The 17,962-nt window shown below is 74.5% G+C and carries 13 protein-coding genes; 9 read left to right on the top strand and 4 right to left on the bottom strand.

The annotated features are described in order from the left end of the window. Window positions 1-270: 270 nt before the first annotated feature. Together ACFV88_RS24970 and ACFV88_RS24965 are read left to right on the top strand one after the other, a co-directional pair. The gene (locus ACFV88_RS24970; RefSeq protein ID WP_385494101.1) at window positions 271-681 is read left to right on the top strand and encodes an ankyrin repeat domain-containing protein; all 411 of its coding nucleotides are present in this window, start codon (window positions 271-273) and stop codon (window positions 679-681) included. Window positions 682-959: 278 nt separating this feature from the next. Beyond that, the gene (locus ACFV88_RS24965) at window positions 960-2,378 is read left to right on the top strand and encodes a HEAT repeat domain-containing protein (RefSeq protein WP_385494100.1); all 1,419 of its coding nucleotides are present in this window, start codon (window positions 960-962) and stop codon (window positions 2,376-2,378) included. A 78-nt stretch (window positions 2,379-2,456) separates the two neighbouring features. On the opposite strand, the gene ACFV88_RS24960 is transcribed toward ACFV88_RS24965, so the two are convergent. The 3 genes from ACFV88_RS24960 to ACFV88_RS24950 are packed head-to-tail and all read right to left on the bottom strand — an operon-like array spanning window position 2,457 to window position 4,757. Continuing rightward, window positions 2,457-3,353: a biotin-dependent carboxyltransferase family protein gene (locus ACFV88_RS24960; protein WP_385494098.1), complete on the bottom strand. Its 897-nt coding sequence runs from the start codon at window positions 3,351-3,353 to the stop codon at window positions 2,457-2,459. Window positions 3,354-3,384: 31 nt separating this feature from the next. Next, window positions 3,385-4,002, bottom strand: coding sequence for an allophanate hydrolase subunit 1 (locus ACFV88_RS24955; protein ID WP_385494097.1), 618 nt, complete (start codon window positions 4,000-4,002; stop codon window positions 3,385-3,387). Then, entirely contained in the window at window positions 3,999-4,757 is a 759-nt protein-coding gene (locus tag ACFV88_RS24950) for a LamB/YcsF family protein (protein WP_385494096.1), read from the bottom strand. Before ACFV88_RS24950 ends, ACFV88_RS24955 begins: the two co-directional genes overlap by 4 nt. A gap of 265 nt (window positions 4,758-5,022) precedes the next feature. On the opposite strand from ACFV88_RS24950, the gene ACFV88_RS24945 reads away from it, so the two are divergent. The 4 genes from ACFV88_RS24945 (at window position 5,023) to ACFV88_RS24930 (ending at window position 13,311) form a co-directional block, all read left to right on the top strand. Continuing rightward, window positions 5,023-5,724, top strand: a complete 702-nt coding sequence (locus tag ACFV88_RS24945) for a GntR family transcriptional regulator (RefSeq protein ID WP_385494095.1) — start codon at window positions 5,023-5,025, stop codon at window positions 5,722-5,724. 141 nt (window positions 5,725-5,865) lie between these two features. Beyond that, window positions 5,866-7,395: a hypothetical protein gene (locus ACFV88_RS24940; RefSeq protein ID WP_385494094.1), complete on the top strand. Its 1,530-nt coding sequence runs from the start codon at window positions 5,866-5,868 to the stop codon at window positions 7,393-7,395. Between the two features lie 127 nt (window positions 7,396-7,522). Beyond that, on the top strand, window positions 7,523-8,416 hold the full coding sequence (locus tag ACFV88_RS24935; protein WP_385494093.1) for a hypothetical protein: 894 nt from the start codon (window positions 7,523-7,525) through the stop codon (window positions 8,414-8,416). 161 nt (window positions 8,417-8,577) lie between these two features. Next, a complete protein-coding gene (locus tag ACFV88_RS24930; RefSeq protein ID WP_385494091.1) occupies window positions 8,578-13,311 on the top strand; it encodes a hypothetical protein in 4,734 nt (1,577 codons plus the stop codon). A gap of 53 nt (window positions 13,312-13,364) precedes the next feature. On the opposite strand, the gene ACFV88_RS24925 is transcribed toward ACFV88_RS24930, so the two are convergent. Continuing rightward, window positions 13,365-13,889: a hypothetical protein gene (locus ACFV88_RS24925; protein ID WP_385494090.1), complete on the bottom strand. Its 525-nt coding sequence runs from the start codon at window positions 13,887-13,889 to the stop codon at window positions 13,365-13,367. A 495-nt stretch (window positions 13,890-14,384) separates the two neighbouring features. Between ACFV88_RS24925 and ACFV88_RS24920 the strand changes: the two genes are divergently transcribed. Genes ACFV88_RS24920 through ACFV88_RS24910 form a run of 3 tightly spaced genes read left to right on the top strand, consistent with a single transcriptional unit; the run spans window position 14,385 to window position 17,947 of the window. Next, a complete protein-coding gene (locus ACFV88_RS24920; RefSeq protein ID WP_385494089.1) occupies window positions 14,385-17,108 on the top strand; it encodes a nitrate- and nitrite sensing domain-containing protein in 2,724 nt (907 codons plus the stop codon). After that, window positions 17,105-17,542 (top strand): roadblock/LC7 domain-containing protein, encoded by a 438-nt coding sequence (locus tag ACFV88_RS24915; protein ID WP_385494088.1) that lies wholly within the window; start codon window positions 17,105-17,107, stop codon window positions 17,540-17,542. The genes ACFV88_RS24920 and ACFV88_RS24915 overlap by 4 nt, the downstream gene beginning before the upstream one ends. Window positions 17,543-17,551: 9 nt before the next feature. Then, the gene (locus ACFV88_RS24910) at window positions 17,552-17,947 is read left to right on the top strand and encodes a DUF742 domain-containing protein (protein WP_385494087.1); all 396 of its coding nucleotides are present in this window, start codon (window positions 17,552-17,554) and stop codon (window positions 17,945-17,947) included. Window positions 17,948-17,962: the final 15 nt, after the last annotated feature.

The raw sequence follows: 17,962 nt of genomic DNA, 5'->3' as shown, positions 1-17,962 counted from the left end.
GGTCTACGGGCCCGGCGCCCCGGTGCGGGCCGGCGGAGCCCCGGACCGGCACGCCCCGTGACCCGAACGGGCACGCGCCCCCAGCTGCCGGGGCCGCCGAACGGGGAGCCGGCGTCACCCGCGGGCGCCGCCGCTCAGGCACCCGCACGGGCAGTACCCTGTCGATTCACCCGTCCGGGGAGACCTCTGTGTCTTTGGTCTCTTCGACACCGTCCGAGGGCCCACCGGCACCCTCGGGACCTGCACCGACCGAGAGAGAGGCACCGTCCGATGAGCGAAGCCCCCGAGCCCGGGGCCACCCCCGACGCCGACGTCGTGGAACTCGCGACGAAGCTCTACGAGCTGGCCCGCACGGGGGACGCCGACCGGCTCGCGGCCTACGTCGACGCCGGCGTCCCGGTGAACCTCACCAACGACCACGGCCACACCCTCGTCATGCTGGCCGCCTACCACGGGCACGCCGACGTGGTGCGGGCCCTCCTGGAGCGCGGCGCCGACCCGAACCGGCCCAACGACCGCGGACAGACCCCCCTCGCGGGAGCCGTCTTCAAGGGCGAGGACGAGGTCGCCCGGGTCCTGTTCGAGGGCGGCGCGGACCCCGGAGCCGGCAGCCCGTCCGCCACGGACACCGCCCGGATGTTCGGCAAGACCCAGCTCCTGGAACTCTTCGGCGCCGGCTAGAGCACCCGCCCCTGACCAGGCGGAACGCCGGTCCGGGAAATCGGTCGCGGCATTGTGAACGCCTGGGTCATCATGACCACGTGATTCATGGACGCGACGGATGGGCAGGTGTTGCCGCACCGCGCGGGCCCTGAACGGCCCGGCACGGGCCACCGACGAGAGGCAGAGGAAGATGGTCTACAGCAAGCAAGAGACGACGGGCGCCCCGACGTGTTGTCGCGTGACCTGGTAAATGCGAATCCCCGGTCGCGTCGACGCTTGATGTGAGGCTGTTTCCCATGTTCGATTCGGGTATAGCGCCCAGTGGCACGTTGCTAGGTCTCCTCCAGAGAGGCCGTGGCGACGGCACGCTCCACGCGCTCACCGCTCCGCGGGCCGACGCGCTCGCGGCACTGAACCAGTGCGTTCTCCACGACCCCCGCCACGACTGGCAGATCGAGAACCGCTCCCTGTACTACGCGCGGCTCTACCTCGACCTGCACGGCGAACTGGACGCCGTCGAGGCGCACCTCTTCCACCCGGAGGACGTCCTCGACACCCGTGACTCCCGTACCGGGCTCGCGCTCGCCGTCCTCGGCCACCTGGCCTCCTACGGGCGCCGGGACGCCCTGGACCTGCTGCGGCGGTACGCCACGCACGGCACCAACTGGGCCTGGGCCCTCGACGAACTGGCGCTGCGCGACGACGACGCCGGGCTGCGCGCCCTCGCCGTGCCCGTCCTGGCCCGGTTCGCCCGCGATACCGAGGGCGAGGCCGCGCTCGCCGCCGCAGTCCGCGACGCCTACGAGCCACGACCCTGGCGCCTGTGGGCCGACGACCCCCGCGAGGCGGTGGCCGGCCGGGTCCGGGCCGCCGGCGAACAGGGCTCCTTCGACCGCTGGCAGCGCCAACTCGACTCCACCGGGCCGCGCCCGGGCTGGAGCGTGCGCGCGGTCCTCGACTGGGCCGACCAGGGCGCCGAACGCGGCACGCCCCTGCACGCGCCCGCCGCCCGCTGCCTCACGGCCGTCGCCGGGCCGCAGGACCGCCCCGAGATCACGCAAGCCGCGCTGAGCGGCACCGACGGCGCCCGCTCGGCCGCCCTGCGCTACCTCGCCGACGCCCACGACCCCCTCGCCCTCGACCTGATCGAAGCGGCCGTCGCCTCCCCCTCGGCGACCGTCGTGGAGGCCGCCGTCGAGTCGTTCGAACGCATGCGCAGCGTCGCCGCCGTGGACCGCGCCCGGGCCTGGGTGCAACGGCCCGACGCCCTCGGAGCCGCCGCCGGACGCGTGCTCGCCTGCCGGGGCGGCGCCCGCGACGCGACCCTGGTGCTCGGCGCGCTCCGGGAGGCGGTGCGCTCCGAAGGCCCGGACGCCGCGACCCTGTGGACCCTCGTGGACGGCGCGGGTCGACTCGCCATCGTCTGCGCGGCCCCGGTGCTGCGCCACGTCTACCGCGAGACCGCCTCCTCCCATCTGCGGGGGCGCGCGGCCCGCGCCCTCGCCGCGACCGACGGGTCGTTCCCGGCCGGGTTCGCCGTGGAATGCCTGTGGGACTGCGAGGAGAGCACCCGGGAGATCGCCGCGCGGCACGCGGAGACCGGCGACGCGCGGGTGGTGGAGCGGCTGCGCAGGCTCGCCGCGGACCCCGCGGAGGAGGACGAGGTCCAAACGGCCGTCCGCAGCCGCATCGGCCCCGACGCCCCGGCCGTCTGAACCCCGCCGGGAACGGGGCGCCCGCGCCCCGTTCCCGGGCCGACCGCACCGCCGGCGCGAGGTGCCGGACGTGCTCGGTCAGCCGTGACCGCGGCGGCGCTCCGCCGGCGCCACCACGAAGCGCACGGGCGTGCCCGGCGCCGCCTGTGCGACGGCCGGCAGATCGGCCTCCCGGACGACGGCGACCACCGGATAGCCACCCGTCGTCGGATGGTCCGCGAGGAACACCACCGGACGTCCGTCCGGCGGCACCTGAACGGCGCCCAGCACCAGGCCCTCACTGGGCAGCTCGCCCCCGACGGCGCGTTGCAGCGCCGGCCCCTCGGTGCGCAGCCCCACCCGGTTGCTCGCCGGGGACACCCGGTACGCGCGCGTGGTGAGCACGTGCAGCGCCGTGGCGGTGAACCAGTCGGCGCGCGGCCCGAACCGCACCCCCAGCACGAGTTCCCGGCGCGCACCGGGCGGACCCGGCTGCGGCGCGGTGTCCACCCGGGCGACGGGCGGGCGCCCCGGTTCCAGCGGGAGCACGTCCCCGGCGCCGAGCGGCGGTGGCCCGAGCCCGGACAGGAGGTCCGTCGAGCGGCTCCCCAACACCGGGTCCACGGCCACGCCACCGCCGAGCGCCAGGTAACTGCGCACCCCGGCGGTGGCCGTGCCGAGGTCCAGGACCGCCCCGGCCGGCACCCACAGGGCACTGCCGGACCCGGCCGGGCGCCCGTCCACGGTGACCCGGCAGGGTGCCCCGGTCACCGCCGCCAGGACGCCCTGCCGGGGCCGCACCGCACAGCCGGTGACGGTGGTCTCCAGCACGGCGGAGTCCTCCGGATTGCCGACGAGCCGGTTGCCGAGCGCGGCGGACGGCGGGTCGAGGGCACCCGAGCGCCCCACCCCGAGGTGGGCGTACCCGGGGCGTCCCCGGTCCTGCACGGTGGTCAGCGCGCCCGGCCGTACGACGACCACGGCGCGGTCGGTCACCAGGACCCCTCCGCCGGGGCCGTCGAACCGCTCACCGGACCTCCCCCGTGACGAACCGGACGCGGACACCGGGGGAGAGCAGCGCGGCGGGCACCCGACAGGGGTCCCACAGCGTCACCCCGGTCGTCCCGATGAGCTGCCAGCCGCCGGGCGACGCACGCGGGTACACCCCCGTGTACGGTCCGGCCAGCGCCACCGAACCCGCGGGCACCGTCGTGCGCGGAGTGGCCCGGCGCGGCACGTCGTAGCGGTCCGGCAGACCCGTCAGATAGCCGAAGCCGGGCGCGAAACCGCAGAAGTCGACCCGGAACGCGGTACCGGAGTGGATCGCCGGCACCTCGTCGACGGACACCCCCCACCGCGCGGCGACCTCGGCCAGGTCCGGCCCGTCGTAGCGCACCGGGATCTCGACGGTGTCCGTCGTGTTCGCCCGGGGCGGCGGGGCCGCCCAGGTCGGGAGCTGCGCCGCGAGCCCCCGGGGGTCGTCCAGGCCGTCGAGGAGGACCGTGCGCGCCGCGGGCACGATCTCGCGCACCCGCAGCGTCCCGGCGTCCCGGCGCCGCACCAGTTCGGCGTGCAGCGCCTGTGCCTCCGCGCCGCTGTCCACCTCCACCAGCAGGGCGCGTTCCCCGACCTCCAGCGGCCTCATGCGAACGCCTCCACCCGCACTCCGGCCCGCTCCAACCCCGCCCGCACCCGACGGGCGAGCTCCACCGCTCCCGGGGTGTCCCCGTGCAGGCACAGCGAGCGCGCCGCCACGGAGATCTCCCGTTCGCCGTGGGCGCGGACCGAGCCGGTACGGGCGATGCCCACCGAACGCGACACGACGTCGTCCGGGTCGGTGACCACCGCGCCGTCCGTGCCGCGCGGCACGAGCGTGCCCCCCTCGGTGTAGGCGCGGTCGCCGAACGCCTCCGTGACGACCGGTAGTCCGGCCGCCCCGGCGGCTGCCAGGAACCGCGAGCCGGGCAGCCCCAGCACGGGCAGGGCGCGGCCCGCGAGGAGCACGCCCTCCACCACGGCGGCGGCCTGTTCCCCGTCGTGGACCACCCGGTTGTAGAGCGCGCCGTGGGGCTTCACGTACGCCACCGCCGCCCCCGCCGCCCGGGCGAACACCTCCAGCGCCCCTATCTGGTACGCCACTTCGGCCGCCAACTCCTGCGGCGGGACGTCCATGGCGCGCCGTCCGAAGCCCGCCAGGTCCCGGTACGAGACCTGCGCCCCGATCCGTACGCCGAGCTCCGCCGCCCGTGCGCACACCCGCCGCATGGTCAGTGCGTCCCCGGCGTGGAACCCGCAGGCCACATTGGCACTGGTGACGACGGACAGCAGCCGTTCGTCGTCGGTGAGCGTCCAGCGGCCGAAGCCCTCGCCCAGGTCGGCGTTGAGGTCGATGGTGACCACGTGCCCCTCCCTTCCCGTCCCTCGGAGTCCGTCGGCGCCGGTCACGCGGTCACGCGATGACGCGATGACGCGGCCGCGCTCGGGCCGGGCAGGGCCGGCGGGGGCCAGGCGTCGCGTCGTGGGCGGTACCGGGGGCCGAAGGGCCGTCTCTTCAGCAAGGTAGAGGATCGTTCAACGATCGCTCAATACCCGTGTGGACCCGTTCTCGTCGGGGACCGTCGTCCCGCGGTTGTCCCGTTCCGGGGGCTGCGATTGAATCCCCGGCATGGCAGAACTGACCGGCCTGGCCGGTGACCGGGTGCTCCTCGGCCGGACCAGCACCGCCGAACGGGTCGCGGACGTCCTGCGCGGTCGCATCGCCGACGGGTACTTCCCGCCCGGCACCCGGCTCTCCGAGGACGCCATCGGCGGGGCGCTCGGCATCTCTCGGAACACCCTGCGGGAGTCCTTCCGGCTGCTCACCCACGAGCGCCTCCTGGAACACCGGCTCAACCGCGGCGTCTTCGTGCGCATGCTGAGCATCCAGGACGTAGAAGACATCTACCGCACGCGTCGACTCGTCGAATGCGCGGTCGTCCGGGGCCTGGGCACCCCGCCCCACGCCGTGGAGCAGATCGCCGCCGCCGTCGCCGAGGGCCGCGCCGCCGCCCACGCCCGGGACTGGAAGGGCGTCTCCACCGCCAACATCCGCTTCCACCGCGAACTCGTCGCCCTCGCCGGCAGCGAACGCACCGACGAACTCATGCGCAGCGTCCTCGCCGAACTGCGCCTCGCCTTCCACCTGGTGGACGACCCCCGAGGGCTCCACGAGCCCTACCTCGCCCGCAACGAGCGCATCCTGAAGGCCCTGGAGAGCGGCGAGAGCGCCACCGCGGAACACCTCCTCGCCACCTACCTGGACGACTCCCGCCGCCGGCTGGTCGAGGCGTACGGGCAACGGACGGCCGCCGAGCCCGACCTCGGGTGACGTGCCGGAGCCCCGGAGCACCCCCCTGCCCCCAGGACGCCGGGATGCCGGGACGCCGGGCCCCGGGACACCGGACCGCCGCGCCCGGGGGCATCTGCGTCGTTTCGGCCGATGTCAGATCGAGGACCTAGGCTGTGCCCCGTGACTTCGCCTGTCTCGACGGAACCCGTTCCGCCCCAGCTCAGCGCGGGGCCGCGCCCCGCCCCGGGCCCGGCCGCCGACGAGGGCCTGGCGCGGCGTCTGCGCGCGCTCGCGTGCACCGCCCCGCTCCACGACCTCGACGCCCGCAAGGCGAACCTCGCCGGGGAGTACTCGGTCTACGGCATGGCCGAGGTCGCGCTGTCGGCCATCGACCTCGTCACGCTGAACATGGACTTCGACACGGGCGCCGACCACGACCAGATAGTGGCCCGGCTCGTGCCCCGCATCGCCGCACAGGCGCCCAGGCGCCCCGCCGGGGAACACGAGCGGGTCGCCCGCTGGGTCCTGGAGAACCTGATCAACGTCGGCAGCGTCGACCGCGGCTTCCGCGCCGTGTACGGCACCTTCGCGACGGACGGCACCTACGTACGGCGCGACTACGACTTCAAACTCATCGAGGAGGTCTCCGGCTACGGCGGCGGGGTCTACCTCCGGACCACCGACGAAGCCGTCAACGTCCTCGTCGGCGCCCTCGACACCGATGTCACCAGCGCGCAGATCGCCGCCGAGGTCAAACTGGACGTCCTGATCCGCCGGGGCCGCCTCGCCGATGCGCAACTCGCCGCCGAACAGGCCCGCTACCGTACGGTCCAGTACTCCGAGACGCTGCGCCGCGCCCTCGACGCCACCCGGCGCAACGTGCGCGCCGTCGACTGGCTCCACGGCGTCCCCGACATGATCGACGAAGCGCTCGACCACGTCGCCGACCGCTACCGCCACGAGAACGCGATCCTCACCAACATCCGCAAGGCCCGCGACGAGTCCGAGGACCCCGAGCAGAAGCGCCGCGCCGCGGAACTCGTCGACATCGTCAAGGACTGCATCCGCCGTCACACCCAGCTCCAGTCCCGGCTGCTCGAAGCGGGCCCCCTGTTCCGCGCCGAACAGGACCGTCAGGCGTTCGCCCCGCCCACCGCGAGCGCGGGCCTCGACCTGTACGGCCAACTCGTCGCCCCCACCCTGCCGCTCCCCGTCGCCCACGCCACCCGGGTCACCGACGCGTTCTTCGCCCACGGCACCGGCCTGCGCACCCCCGTGTCGGTGCGTGTCGCCGACCTGGTCGACATCCTGCTCACCCCGCCCCTGGAGCGGGAGCACCTCGGCGCGGAGATGCCCGAGCCCGATCTGATCGCCACCCCCGACGACAGCCGCTTCAGCGACGAACAGCTCGCCCAGGCGATGCGGCTGCTCGACCTGCCGCCCGACGCCCCCCGGCGGCTGTCCGGACTGCTCGCCGAGGCCCGCCGCGGCGGTGACCACGACCTGCCCTACCTGCTCGCCCTGCTCGCCGTGCACGCGGCGAGCCCGGCGGTGGGCACCGCCTACCGCCAGGGCGAGGAGAAACTGCTCTTCGCCGTCGACGACGGCACCGAGCTGGCGGACCCCGAGTTCGGCGGCGCCGACCTCATCGTCGGCACCGCCCTGCTGGACGCCCTGGGGATGGCCGCCGACCGGAAGGAGGCCGTGTGAGACCCGCCCCCGCGCCCCGGGCACCGGACCGCGACCGCACCCCCCGTCGGCCCCGCACGCCCCGGGCCTTTTTCCGTTCCACCCGCCCCACCGGCACCACGAACCACCCGATCGAGGAGTACCAGCCGTGAGCGACCACCACGCAGACACCGCCGCGTGGAGCGAGCCGGAGGACCGGCAGCAAGCTGCGGCCCCCGCCCCCGTCACCCCCGCGGACACCGCCGACGCCGCCCGGCTCGTCGCCTTCGGACTCCAGCCCAAACTCCAGCCCGCCCGCGACCAGGAGTACGCCGAACTGCTGCGCCGCTACCGCGAGGACCCCGCGTTCGCCCGACTTGCGGACGCCGTCGCCACCGGCCTCGGCCTGGTCGTCCTGGAGGTGTCCCCGCGTGCGGGCATGGCCGTCACCGCCGCCGAGGACTCCGTCTTCGCGGTCCGGATGAGCGACTACGCCCGCCGCACCGCCGCCGACTCCACCGACCGCTTCCTGCACGGCCTCGCCCACCTCGCCGTCGCCGCGCTGGCCTTCCCCCGCCCCGAGGACCTCGTCGACGACGGATACATCGGCAGGGTCACCGTCAACGGCGTCGACGCCTTCGTCCGGCAGGCGTGCCGACGGCTGGAGGAGCGCGCGGCGGAGCAGGGCGAGAACACCGACCCCGCGTCCGGTGAGCCCGGCCTGGAGGCCGCCTGGCGGACCTGGGCGCGCCGCAGCTCCACCGGCGCCACCAAGGACGCCCGCAGACTCGCCGGATCCACCACCGGGATCGTCGCCAAGGCGGTCGCCTTCCTCACCGACTCGGGCTTCCTCCAGCGCACCGGGGACGACGCCGGCGGCACCTTCCGCACCACCGCCCGCTACCAGCTCCAGGTCCGCGACCTGGCGGGCGGCGCCGCGATGGCCGAACTGCTCGACCTGGGCGTGGTCCCCGTCACCGACGGCACCGCCACCCTGCTGCCCGCCGACCAGGCCGACGACCTGGAACTCGTCGCCGACGCCGGCCTTCCGTTCCACTCCTGACCTGACCTGACCTGACCTGACCTGACCTGACCTGACCTGACCTGACCTGACCTGACCTGACCTGACCTGACCTGACCTGACCTGACGGCAGCCCGTCGTCCCCGCGGCAGGTCCGCCACGATCGCCCCCCACGTCCACGTTCTCGACGAGAGTCCGCCGCCATGTACGAGCTGTCCCGGGTCCGCCTCTACTCGATCGGGCCGGCCGGTGCGCGCTACGCCGACACCGTGCTCGACCTGCGCGGAGTCGGCGCCCCCGTGCCCGACCCCGCCCCCACCCAGGCGGAGTTCTTCGAGGAGGAGCCGGTCGGGCCGCCGCGCCGCCCCGCGCCCGCGGGCGTGCTGTTCCTGGAGAACGGCGGCGGCAAGTCCGTCCTCCTCAAACTCATCTTCTCGGTGATGCTCCCGGGCCACCGCAACACCCTCGGCGGAGCCAGCTCCGGAGTGCTGCGCAAGTTCCTGCTCGCCGACGACTGCGGGCACGTCGCCCTGGAGTGGCAGCACACCCTGACCGGCGAGTGCGTGGTCGTCGGCAAGGTCAGCGAATGGCGCGGCCGGCAGGTCTCCAACGACCCCCGCAAGTTCGCCGAGGCGTGGTACTCCCTGCGCCCCGGCCCCGGCCTCAGCCTGGACAACCTGCCCGTCGCCGAGTCGACCGCCGTCCGCCCGCCCGTCGAAGGGGCCTCCGGAGCCCGGGGCCGCCGCCGCACCATGAAGGGGTTCCGCGACGCCCTCACCGAGGCGGGCAAGGCGTACCCGCACCTCGACGTGCACTGGGAGGAGACCCACGAACGCTGGACGGAACACCTCGGCGAACTGGGCCTCGACCCCGAACTCTTCCGCTACCAGCGCGAGATGAACGCCGACGAGGGCGAAGCGGCCGGACTGTTCGCCGTCAAGAAGGACTCCGACTTCACCGACCTGCTGCTGCGCGCGGTCACCGACACCCGGGACACCGACGGACTCGCCGACCTCGTCAGCGGCTTCGGCAACAAACTCGGCCGCCGCTCCGAGCTCATCGCCGAACGCGACTTCACCGCGGGCTCCGTCGACCTCCTCGGCAAGATCGTGGACGCCGCGGAGACCCGCGCCCGGGCCCGCGACATCCACGGCGCCGCCGAACGACGCACCCGCACCCTGCTCCGCGGCCTCTCGGCGCGCGGCGCCGCCGAACGAATGCGCACCGCCGACCTCGCCCAGCGGGTCACCGCCGCCGAGCAGACCGTCGGCGAAGCCGAACAGGGGCGCGCCCGCACCGATCTGATCGCCGCCGAACTCGCCTTCCGGCACGCCTCCCTGGCGCTGGTCCGGGCGGAGAAGGCCACGGCGGCGCAGAAGCGCGAGGTCGCCGACGCCCGCACCCTGCACGCCGCCTGGCAGGGCGCGGAAGCCGTGCTGCGGCACCGCGCCGCCGCCGACCGTTCCGCCAGGGTCGCCGCCGCGATCCTGGAGGCCGAACGGGACGCCGCCCCCGCGCTGGCGGCCCGGGCCCGGGCCGCCGCCGACCTCGTCCGGGTGCTGCACACCGCCGCCGAGGAGGCCGAGGCCCTGGCCAACGAGGGCGAGGAGCGCTCCACCGCCCTCCAGGAAGCGGGCGAGGTCGCCCACCGGGACGCCACGGTCGCCGCCACCGAAGCCCAGCGCGCCCGCAGCGAGGTGGGCCACCTGCGCCAGCGCCTCGCCGAGGTGGAACAGGAGACCGCCGAAGCGGTGCGCGCCGGCTGGCTGGACGACACCGCCCCGGACGCCGACCCGGCGCGGGCCGCACTCGCCGCCAGCGACGCGGAGAAGTCCGCCGTCGCCGCCTGGGACACCGCACGGGAGTCCGCCCGCCGGGCCGCCGAACGCGCCCGCGAGGCCGCCGCCGTGGAGTCCCGCGCCGAACTCACCGCCGCCCGCGCCGCCGACGCCGCGCAGGCCGCCCGCCGCGACCACGAGGCCGAGCGGCTGACCGTCGAAGCACTCGCCGCCGAGGAACGCCTCACCGAACTCCTCGGCCTGCCCGGCGCCCCGCCCCGCCCCGGGGACGCCCCGGGCGTGCCGCAGCCGCGCCGGTCGCCCTCGGCACCGGCCGACAGCGAGGCCGCCCGCCGTCCCGTGAGCGCCGCCGCAGCCCCGGACCCGTACCCGGACCCGGACACCACCCCGGGCACGGCGGGCCCGCTCACGGTCGAGCAACTCGACCACGTCGCCGACGACCTGCGCGGCCTCCTGGACGAGGGCGTGACCGCGGCCGAGCGGCACCTCTTCGACCTGCGGACCGCCGCCGCCGACGACTCCCGCATCCTCGGCGCCCTCGGTGACGGCGGACTGCTGCCGCCCGGCCCCGACGTCCTCGCCACCGTCGAGTTCCTCGGCGAACAGGGCATCCCCGCCCTCCCCGGCTGGCGCTACCTCGCCCAGGCCGTCGACCCCGCCGACCACGCGCGGGTGCTCGCCGCCCGCCCGGAACTCGTCGACGGGGTCGTCATCACCGACCCCGACACCCACGCCCGCGCCCGCGAGGCGCTCGCCGGCGCCGCCCTGCTGCCGCGCTCCACGGTCGCCGTGGGCACCGCCGCGGCCCTGCTCGCCCCCACCCCGCCGGCCGGCATCGCCGAGGACTCCGCCGACACCGCGGTGTTCCTGGTCCCCCCGAACCCGGCCATGCACGACGAGCACGCCGCCGACGAGGAGCGCCGGGCCCTACGCACGCGCGCCACCCGGCGGGACGAGGAGATCAGGACCCTCGCCGCGCGCCTGGGCAAGGATCGCGAACTCGCCTCCCGCCTGGCCTCCTGGCGTACCGGCTGCCCCGCCGGCCGCCTCACCGAACTTGCCGTCGCCGCCGAGCAGGCCGGGGCCTTCGCCGAGGAGGCCGAAGCCGAACTGGCCGAGGCCCGCACCGAGCGCGCGGAGGCCGAGGAGTCCGCCGCCGAGGCCGCCCGGGTCCGCGAGGAACGCCAGGAGACCGCCCAGCGCGCCCGCCGTGCGGCCGACGCCCTCGCCGGCCTGGCGTTCCGGCTGCGGGAACGCGCGGCCTGGCAGGTGAAGGTGCGCGAGCTCTCCGACGAGGCCGTCGAGTCGGAGGCCCGGGCCCAGCACTGCCTCGACCGCGCCCGCGCCGCCGACGAGGACCGCCGCGCCGCCCAGCGGGCCGCCGACGACGCCCGCCGCACGGCCCGCGCCCTGCGTGCCGAACGCACCGACATCGCCGGCGCCCCCGAGGACCACCAGGAGCAGGACGACGCCGCCCCGGCCGCACCGAAGGCGTCGCTGCCCGCGCTCCGGGAGGCGTACCGCGCCGCTTCCCAGGTGTACGAGAAGGTCGGCGTCGGCGCCGACCTGCGGGCCGAACAGGCCCGGGCCGAGAGCGACGAGAGCACCGCCCTCACCGAACTCGACCGCCTCACCAACAAGGTCCGCGCCCGGGCCGAACAACTCCTCCAGTCCCCGGACGGCGCCGACGGCCCCTCCCGGCAGGCCGCCGCCGCCCGCGCCGAGGAACTGGTGCAGCTCCTGGAGAACCGGGTCTCCGCGGCCAGCGAGCGACTCGGGCGGCTGCGCGGCGACGCGGAACGCCTCGCACCCGAGGACGCCGAGGTCCACACCGAGCTGCCCGACGACAAGACCCCCACCAGCGTCGACCACGCCCAGATCCTGCTGCGGGCCGCGACCGCCGACCTCGCGGCCCGTACGGAGGCACTGCACGGGGCCCGCGACGCGCACGGGGAACTGCTCCAGGCCCACCGCGCGGCCCAGGACGCCGCCGGGGGCTTCGACGAGACCGCGGCACTCCTGCGGGACCTGCTGCGCGACCACCACGACGACGAGTCCGCCGCCGAGGAGGCCGAGCCCTACCCGGGCAGCCTGGATCAGGCCCGCGCCGCCGCCGCCGAGACCCGCCGTGCGCTGCGCGGCTGTGCCACCGACCTCTCGGCGGCCGACGGCGCCGTGCGCGAGGCCAGCGACGTCCTCGTCCGGCACGCCAACTCCACCCGGTACGAGCAGGTCCGCACCCCGGCCCGCCAGCAGATCCGCGAACTGCCCGCCTCCGCGCTGCCCGAGCACGCCCAGAAGTGGGCCGACGCGTTCGCGCCCCGGTTGCGGGTGCTCACCGACGAACTCGCCCAACTGGAGCGCAACCGCGACTCGATCGTGGACCGACTGCGCGGGCTCGTCGAGTCGGCCCTGGCGACCCTGCGCTCGGCGCAGCGCCTGTCCCGGCTGCCCGAAGGGCTCGGCGAGTGGTCGGGGCAGGAGTTCCTCCGCATCCGCTTCGAGGAGCCCGACCAGGCCACCCTGGTCGAACGGCTGGGCGAGGTGATCGACGAGGCGACCCGGGCCGCCGTCCGCAAGAACGCGGACCTCCGGCGCGACGGGATGTCCCTGCTGCTGCGCGGGGTGGGAGCCGCCCTGGAGCCCCGGGGGATCTCGGTGGAGATCCTCAAGCCGGACGCCGTCCTGCGCGCGGAGCGGGTACCGGTCGGACAGATGGGCGACGTGTTCTCCGGCGGCCAGTTGTTGACCGCGGCGATCGCCCTCTACTGCACGATGGCCGCGCTGCGCTCCAACGACCGGGGCCACGACAAGCACCGCCATGCCGGCACCCTGTTCCTCGACAACCCGATCGGCCGGGCCAACGCCACGTACCTGCTGGAGCTCCAGCGCGCGGTGTCGGACGCGCTCGGGGTCCAGCTCCTGTACACCACGGGACTCTTCGACACCACGGCCCTCGCGGAGTTCCCGTTGGTCATCAGGTTGCGCAACGACGCCGACCTGCGGGCCGGGTTGAAGTACATCAGCGTCGAGGAGCACCTGCGTCCCGGACTGCCCCGGGCCGAGGCCTCGGACGAGGGCGTGCACGGGGAGATCACCGCGACCCGGATGTACAAGCGCCCGGCCCCCACGGCCTGACGCCCGGTGCCCGCGCCGCGCAGGGCGGCGCGGGCACCAGGGCCTCACCGGGGCTAGGAGTGGGACAGCTGCTCCGGCCGGCCCCCGCGCCGCTCCTGGCGGGTACGGGCCCGCTCGGCCCGCCGCTCCTGCTTCAGCGCCCGGCGCCGCTCGCGCCGCAGGGCCCGCGCCGTGCTGCTGGGCGTGGAGACCACGCCGTGGCGCTGCTTCCACACCTGGCGCGTCACCCAGACGTCGAGCACGCTCCAGGTGGCGACCACCGTGCTGAGGATGCTGCTCAGCACCATCGGGAAGGCCAGCCACGACTCGGCGAGCGTGCAGAAGAACGCCACCATGGCCTGGATCAGGGTGACCGACACGATCAGCACGGCCCGCACGGCCGCCGTGCGCACCGGATCGGCCATCCGGTACCGGTGCGCGGGCTCCTCGACCCACAAGGGCTTGGGGCGGGGCGGTGCGACCCCCGCCGAGTCGTCCACGCGGTGGACCCGGGCGGTCGCCCCGACTCCGCCGCCCGCGTCCGGACGCTCCACCGGGGTCTTCCGCCCGATCGGTGTCCGCCGCTCTGCCGTCTTCATGACCTCGTCACTCCCCACCGTCCACGGGTCCGTCCGCCGGTGCCGCAGCCGTCGACAACCATGTCGTGCCCGTGTTGCTCTGTTTTATGCCGCCCGGCGGCGGCACGGGGCCGTTGTGACCACACGGTGATCCGGCGGCCCCGCTCGTACCCCGCTCATGAACGCCGGCTCCCCTTCGCGCCGGCCACTTCGAAGGCGTCACCCCGTGCCCCGCCTCCGTAAGGAAGACGCACGAGTGCACGTGAAGATTCCCGCATACCGCACGTTTCCAGCCAACTGATCTCGCTGAGCTGAGGGATCGGGCTCGGAGACACATGCGCCGGTCTGGGCGGCAATCTCCCATCATAGGTGGACAACTGATGATGTCTCGTGGGCTCCGGCGGGAACAATTATCCGGACACGTCTTCGAGAAGTGGCTACGTCAGTAGTAGGCTCACGCCGTTTCTTGACGCGCCTGTTTACCCCCGGCACGGGGGTTCGAAGTAGGGGGAGGCCATGCGCTTTCGCGGGAGATCGATCCGCCGGAAGATCGTGGCATTGCTGCTGGTGCCGCTGGTCTCGCTCACCGCTCTGTGGAGCTTCTCCACCGTCATCACCAGTCGTGAGGCGGCCCAACTCCTGACGGTCGCCGAGGTGGTCGACAAGATCGGCTATCCGATCGAGGACATGGTCCAGGCGATCCAGGAGGAGCGCCGCCAGTCCATGGTCTACCTCGCGGACCCCCGCTCCAGCGACGCCCTGACCGATCTGCACCGGGTCCGGGAACGCACGGACGAGCTCGTCGCGAAGGTCCGGAAGAACACCCGCGCCTCCGGCGTCGCCGACGACCTCGACGCCGAGTCCCGCGACCGCCTCACCTCCCTCCTCGAAGCCCTCGACGGCATCGACTCGGTGCGGCACGCCGTGGAGGAGGGCACGGTCAGCCGGACCACCGCCCTCGACCTCTACAACCTGCTGATCGACCCCAGCTACGCGCTCGTCATGACCGTGCACGGTCTGGACGACCCGGAGATGGACAAGCAGGGCCGCGCCCTCGTCGGCATCGCCCGCGCCCGCGAACTCCTCTCCCGGGAGGACGCGCTCCTCGGCTCCGCGCTCGTCGCCCGCAGCCTCACCCGCCACGAGATCCGCACCATCTCCGACCTCGTCGCCCAGCGGGAACTGCTGTACGAGGTGAACCTGACCCTGCTCCCGTCCTCCGAGCGCGAGCGCTACGAGAACTACTGGCACGACGACGAGACCGCAGCGCTCAGGGTCGCCGAGCAGTCCGTCGGCGCCGCCGCTCCCGGCGTGCCCACCATGGTCTCCGCGGGCGAATGGAACGACGCCACCGAAGGTGTCCTCGACAACCTCGCCGACCGCAACGCCGCCGCCAACGACCGCTACCAGGACCGGGTCCACCCCATCGCCGTCGGGGTCATCGCCCGGGCCGTCATCGCGGGCGTCCTCGGCCTGATCGCCGTGCTGTTCTCGGTGTTCCTCTCCGTGCGCATCGGCCGCGGACTCATCCGTGACCTGCGCCAGCTGCGGCTGGAGGCCACCGAGGCGTCCGGCGTCCGGCTCCCGGGCGTCATGCGGCGGCTCGCCTCGGGCGAGAAGATCGACGTCAACACCGAAGCCCCGCGCCTCGAATACGGCAAGGACGAGATCGGCCAGGTCGGACTCGCCCTGAACATCCTCCAGCGGGCCGCCGTCGAAGCCGCGGTGAAACAGGCCGAACTGCGCCACGGCGTCTCCGAGGTCTTCGTCAACCTCGCCCGCCGCAGCCAGGTCCTGCTCCACAAACAGCTCACGCTGCTGGACGCCATGGAGCGTCGCACCGAGGACACCGACGAACTCGCCGACCTCTTCCGCATCGACCACCTCACCACGCGCATGCGCCGCCACGCGGAGGGCCTGGTGATCCTCTCCGGCGCCGCCCCCTCCCGCCAGTGGCGCAAGCCCGTGCAGCTGATGGACGTCGTCCGCGCCTCCGTCGCCGAAGTCGAGGACTACGAGCGCATCGCCGTCCGCCGACTGCCCAGGATCGCCGTCATCGGCCCCGCCGTCGCCGACGTCAGCCACCTCGTCGCCGAACTCCTGGAGAACGCCACGGTGTTCTCCCCGCCGCACACCACGGTCCAGGTGCACGGCGAGTACGTGGCCAACGGCTTCACCCTGGAGATCCACGACCGGGGACTGGGCATGACCTCCGAGGCCCTGCTCGACGCCAACCTCCGGCTCGCCGAGACCCCCGAGTTCGAACTGTCCGACACGGACCGCCTGGGCCTGTTCGTCATCAGCCGACTCGCCCAGCGCCAGAACGTCCGCGTCGCGCTCCAGCCTTCGCCGTACGGCGGCACGACCGCCGTCGTCTTCCTGCCCGACACCCTGCTCACCGACGTGGCTCCGGACGGCGACACCGACGGCGTCGGGGTCCGCGCCGGACGCGTCCTCGCCGAGGCCAGGGCGGGCGGCCGTGCCGCGACCCCGGCCCAGGGCACCGGAACGCTCCCCGGACTGCCCGCCTCCGTCCTGGACGGCCCCGCCGAAGTGGCGGCGCCCATCGGCTCCGCCGACGACATCGAGGTCTTCACCGGCCGCCTCGGCACCCCGGACGACGACGCGCCCCCGCCCGGACGGCACCGCGCGCCGGACGAGTACCGCGAAGCCGAACCGGACCTCCAGCGCCGTCGCGCCCCCAAGCTCGTCAGCTCCCACGGCCGTCCGGTCGTCGAAGCCGGAGCCCGCACCCCCGAACCCGGCGCGGAGCGCACCACCTCGCGCACCGGCCCCGGCACCCCGCCGGACCTCCCGCGCAGACGCCGCTTCCCGGAGGCCACCACGAGCACCCCCGCGCCCGGCGGTGACGCCGTACGAAGCATCCAGCCCACGGGCGGCGACGCCACCGCACGTGGCGGAGCCACCCTGCCCCGACGGGACCGCACCCCCACGGACCGACGGCGCCCCGGCCCGGACGGTCCCACGGCGGAACCCCCGACCGGCGGCCTCCCGCGCCGGGTCCGCCAGGCCAATCTCGCGCCCCAGCTCAGACAAGGCCCGGACCTGCGCAGCGATCGCGCCCGACCGGCGCCCGAAGAGCGGGACGCCGACGAAGTACGCAGCCGCATGGCCTCGCTCCAACGAGGGTGGGCCCGCGGCCGCGAGGAGAACGCCGCGGGCGACAACGCCCGGGGCGGCACAGCACACGGAACCACATCTGAGGGGGACGGTCGATGACCGCACCACAGGCCAACGGCCACATCGCGACCGGGGAGAACTCCGACCTCAACTGGCTGCTCGACGAACTCGTCCAGCGGGTCGCCAGCATCCGGAAGGCGCTCGTCCTGTCCGGTGACGGCCTGCCGACCGGTGTGTCGCAGGGCCTGACCCGGGAGGACAGCGAGCACCTCGCAGCGGTGGCCTCCGGTTTCCACAGCCTGGCCAAGGGCGTGGGCCGGCACTTCGACGCGGGCGGCGTCCGCCAGACCGTCGTGGAGCTCGACGAGGCGTTCCTCTTCGTCACCGCCGCCGGAGACGGCAGCTGTCTCGCCGTCCTGTCCGACGCGGACTCCGACGTGGGTCAGGTCGCCTACGAGATGACCCTGCTCGTGAAGCGGGTCGGCGCGCACTTGGGGGCCGCTCCGCGCACCGAACCGTCCCCTGGCGGGTAGTGGGACTGCATGAGCGCAGACGGTCAGGGAACCCCCCACTGGTTCGATGACGACGCCGGCCCCGTGGTACGTCCGTACGCGATGACCCGGGGCCGCACCACCAGCGCCAACCAACACCGCCTCGATCTGATCGCGGTGGTGCTCACCGAGTCCCACGTAGCCAACCCGGAGGCCGACCAGTCACTCTCCCCGGAACACGTCGACATCATCGAGCTGTGCCGCGACACGCCGCAGTCCGTCGCCGAACTCGCGGCGGAACTGGACCTTCCGATCGGCGTGGTCCGCGTCCTGATCGGTGACCTCGTCGAAGACGAACTCGTGCACGTGACACGCCCCGTGCCACCTGCCGAGCTGCCGGACGCGAGTATCCTGCGCGACGTGATCAGCGGCCTGAGGGCCCTCTGAGCAGCACGGCAGCGG

Source organism: Streptomyces sp. NPDC059816 (assembly GCF_042732055.1).
In the GTDB taxonomy this organism is placed as follows: domain Bacteria; phylum Actinomycetota; class Actinomycetes; order Streptomycetales; family Streptomycetaceae; genus Streptomyces.
The sequence above is the reverse complement of the archived record's forward strand: the minus strand, read 5'-3'. Positions and strand labels throughout refer to the sequence as shown.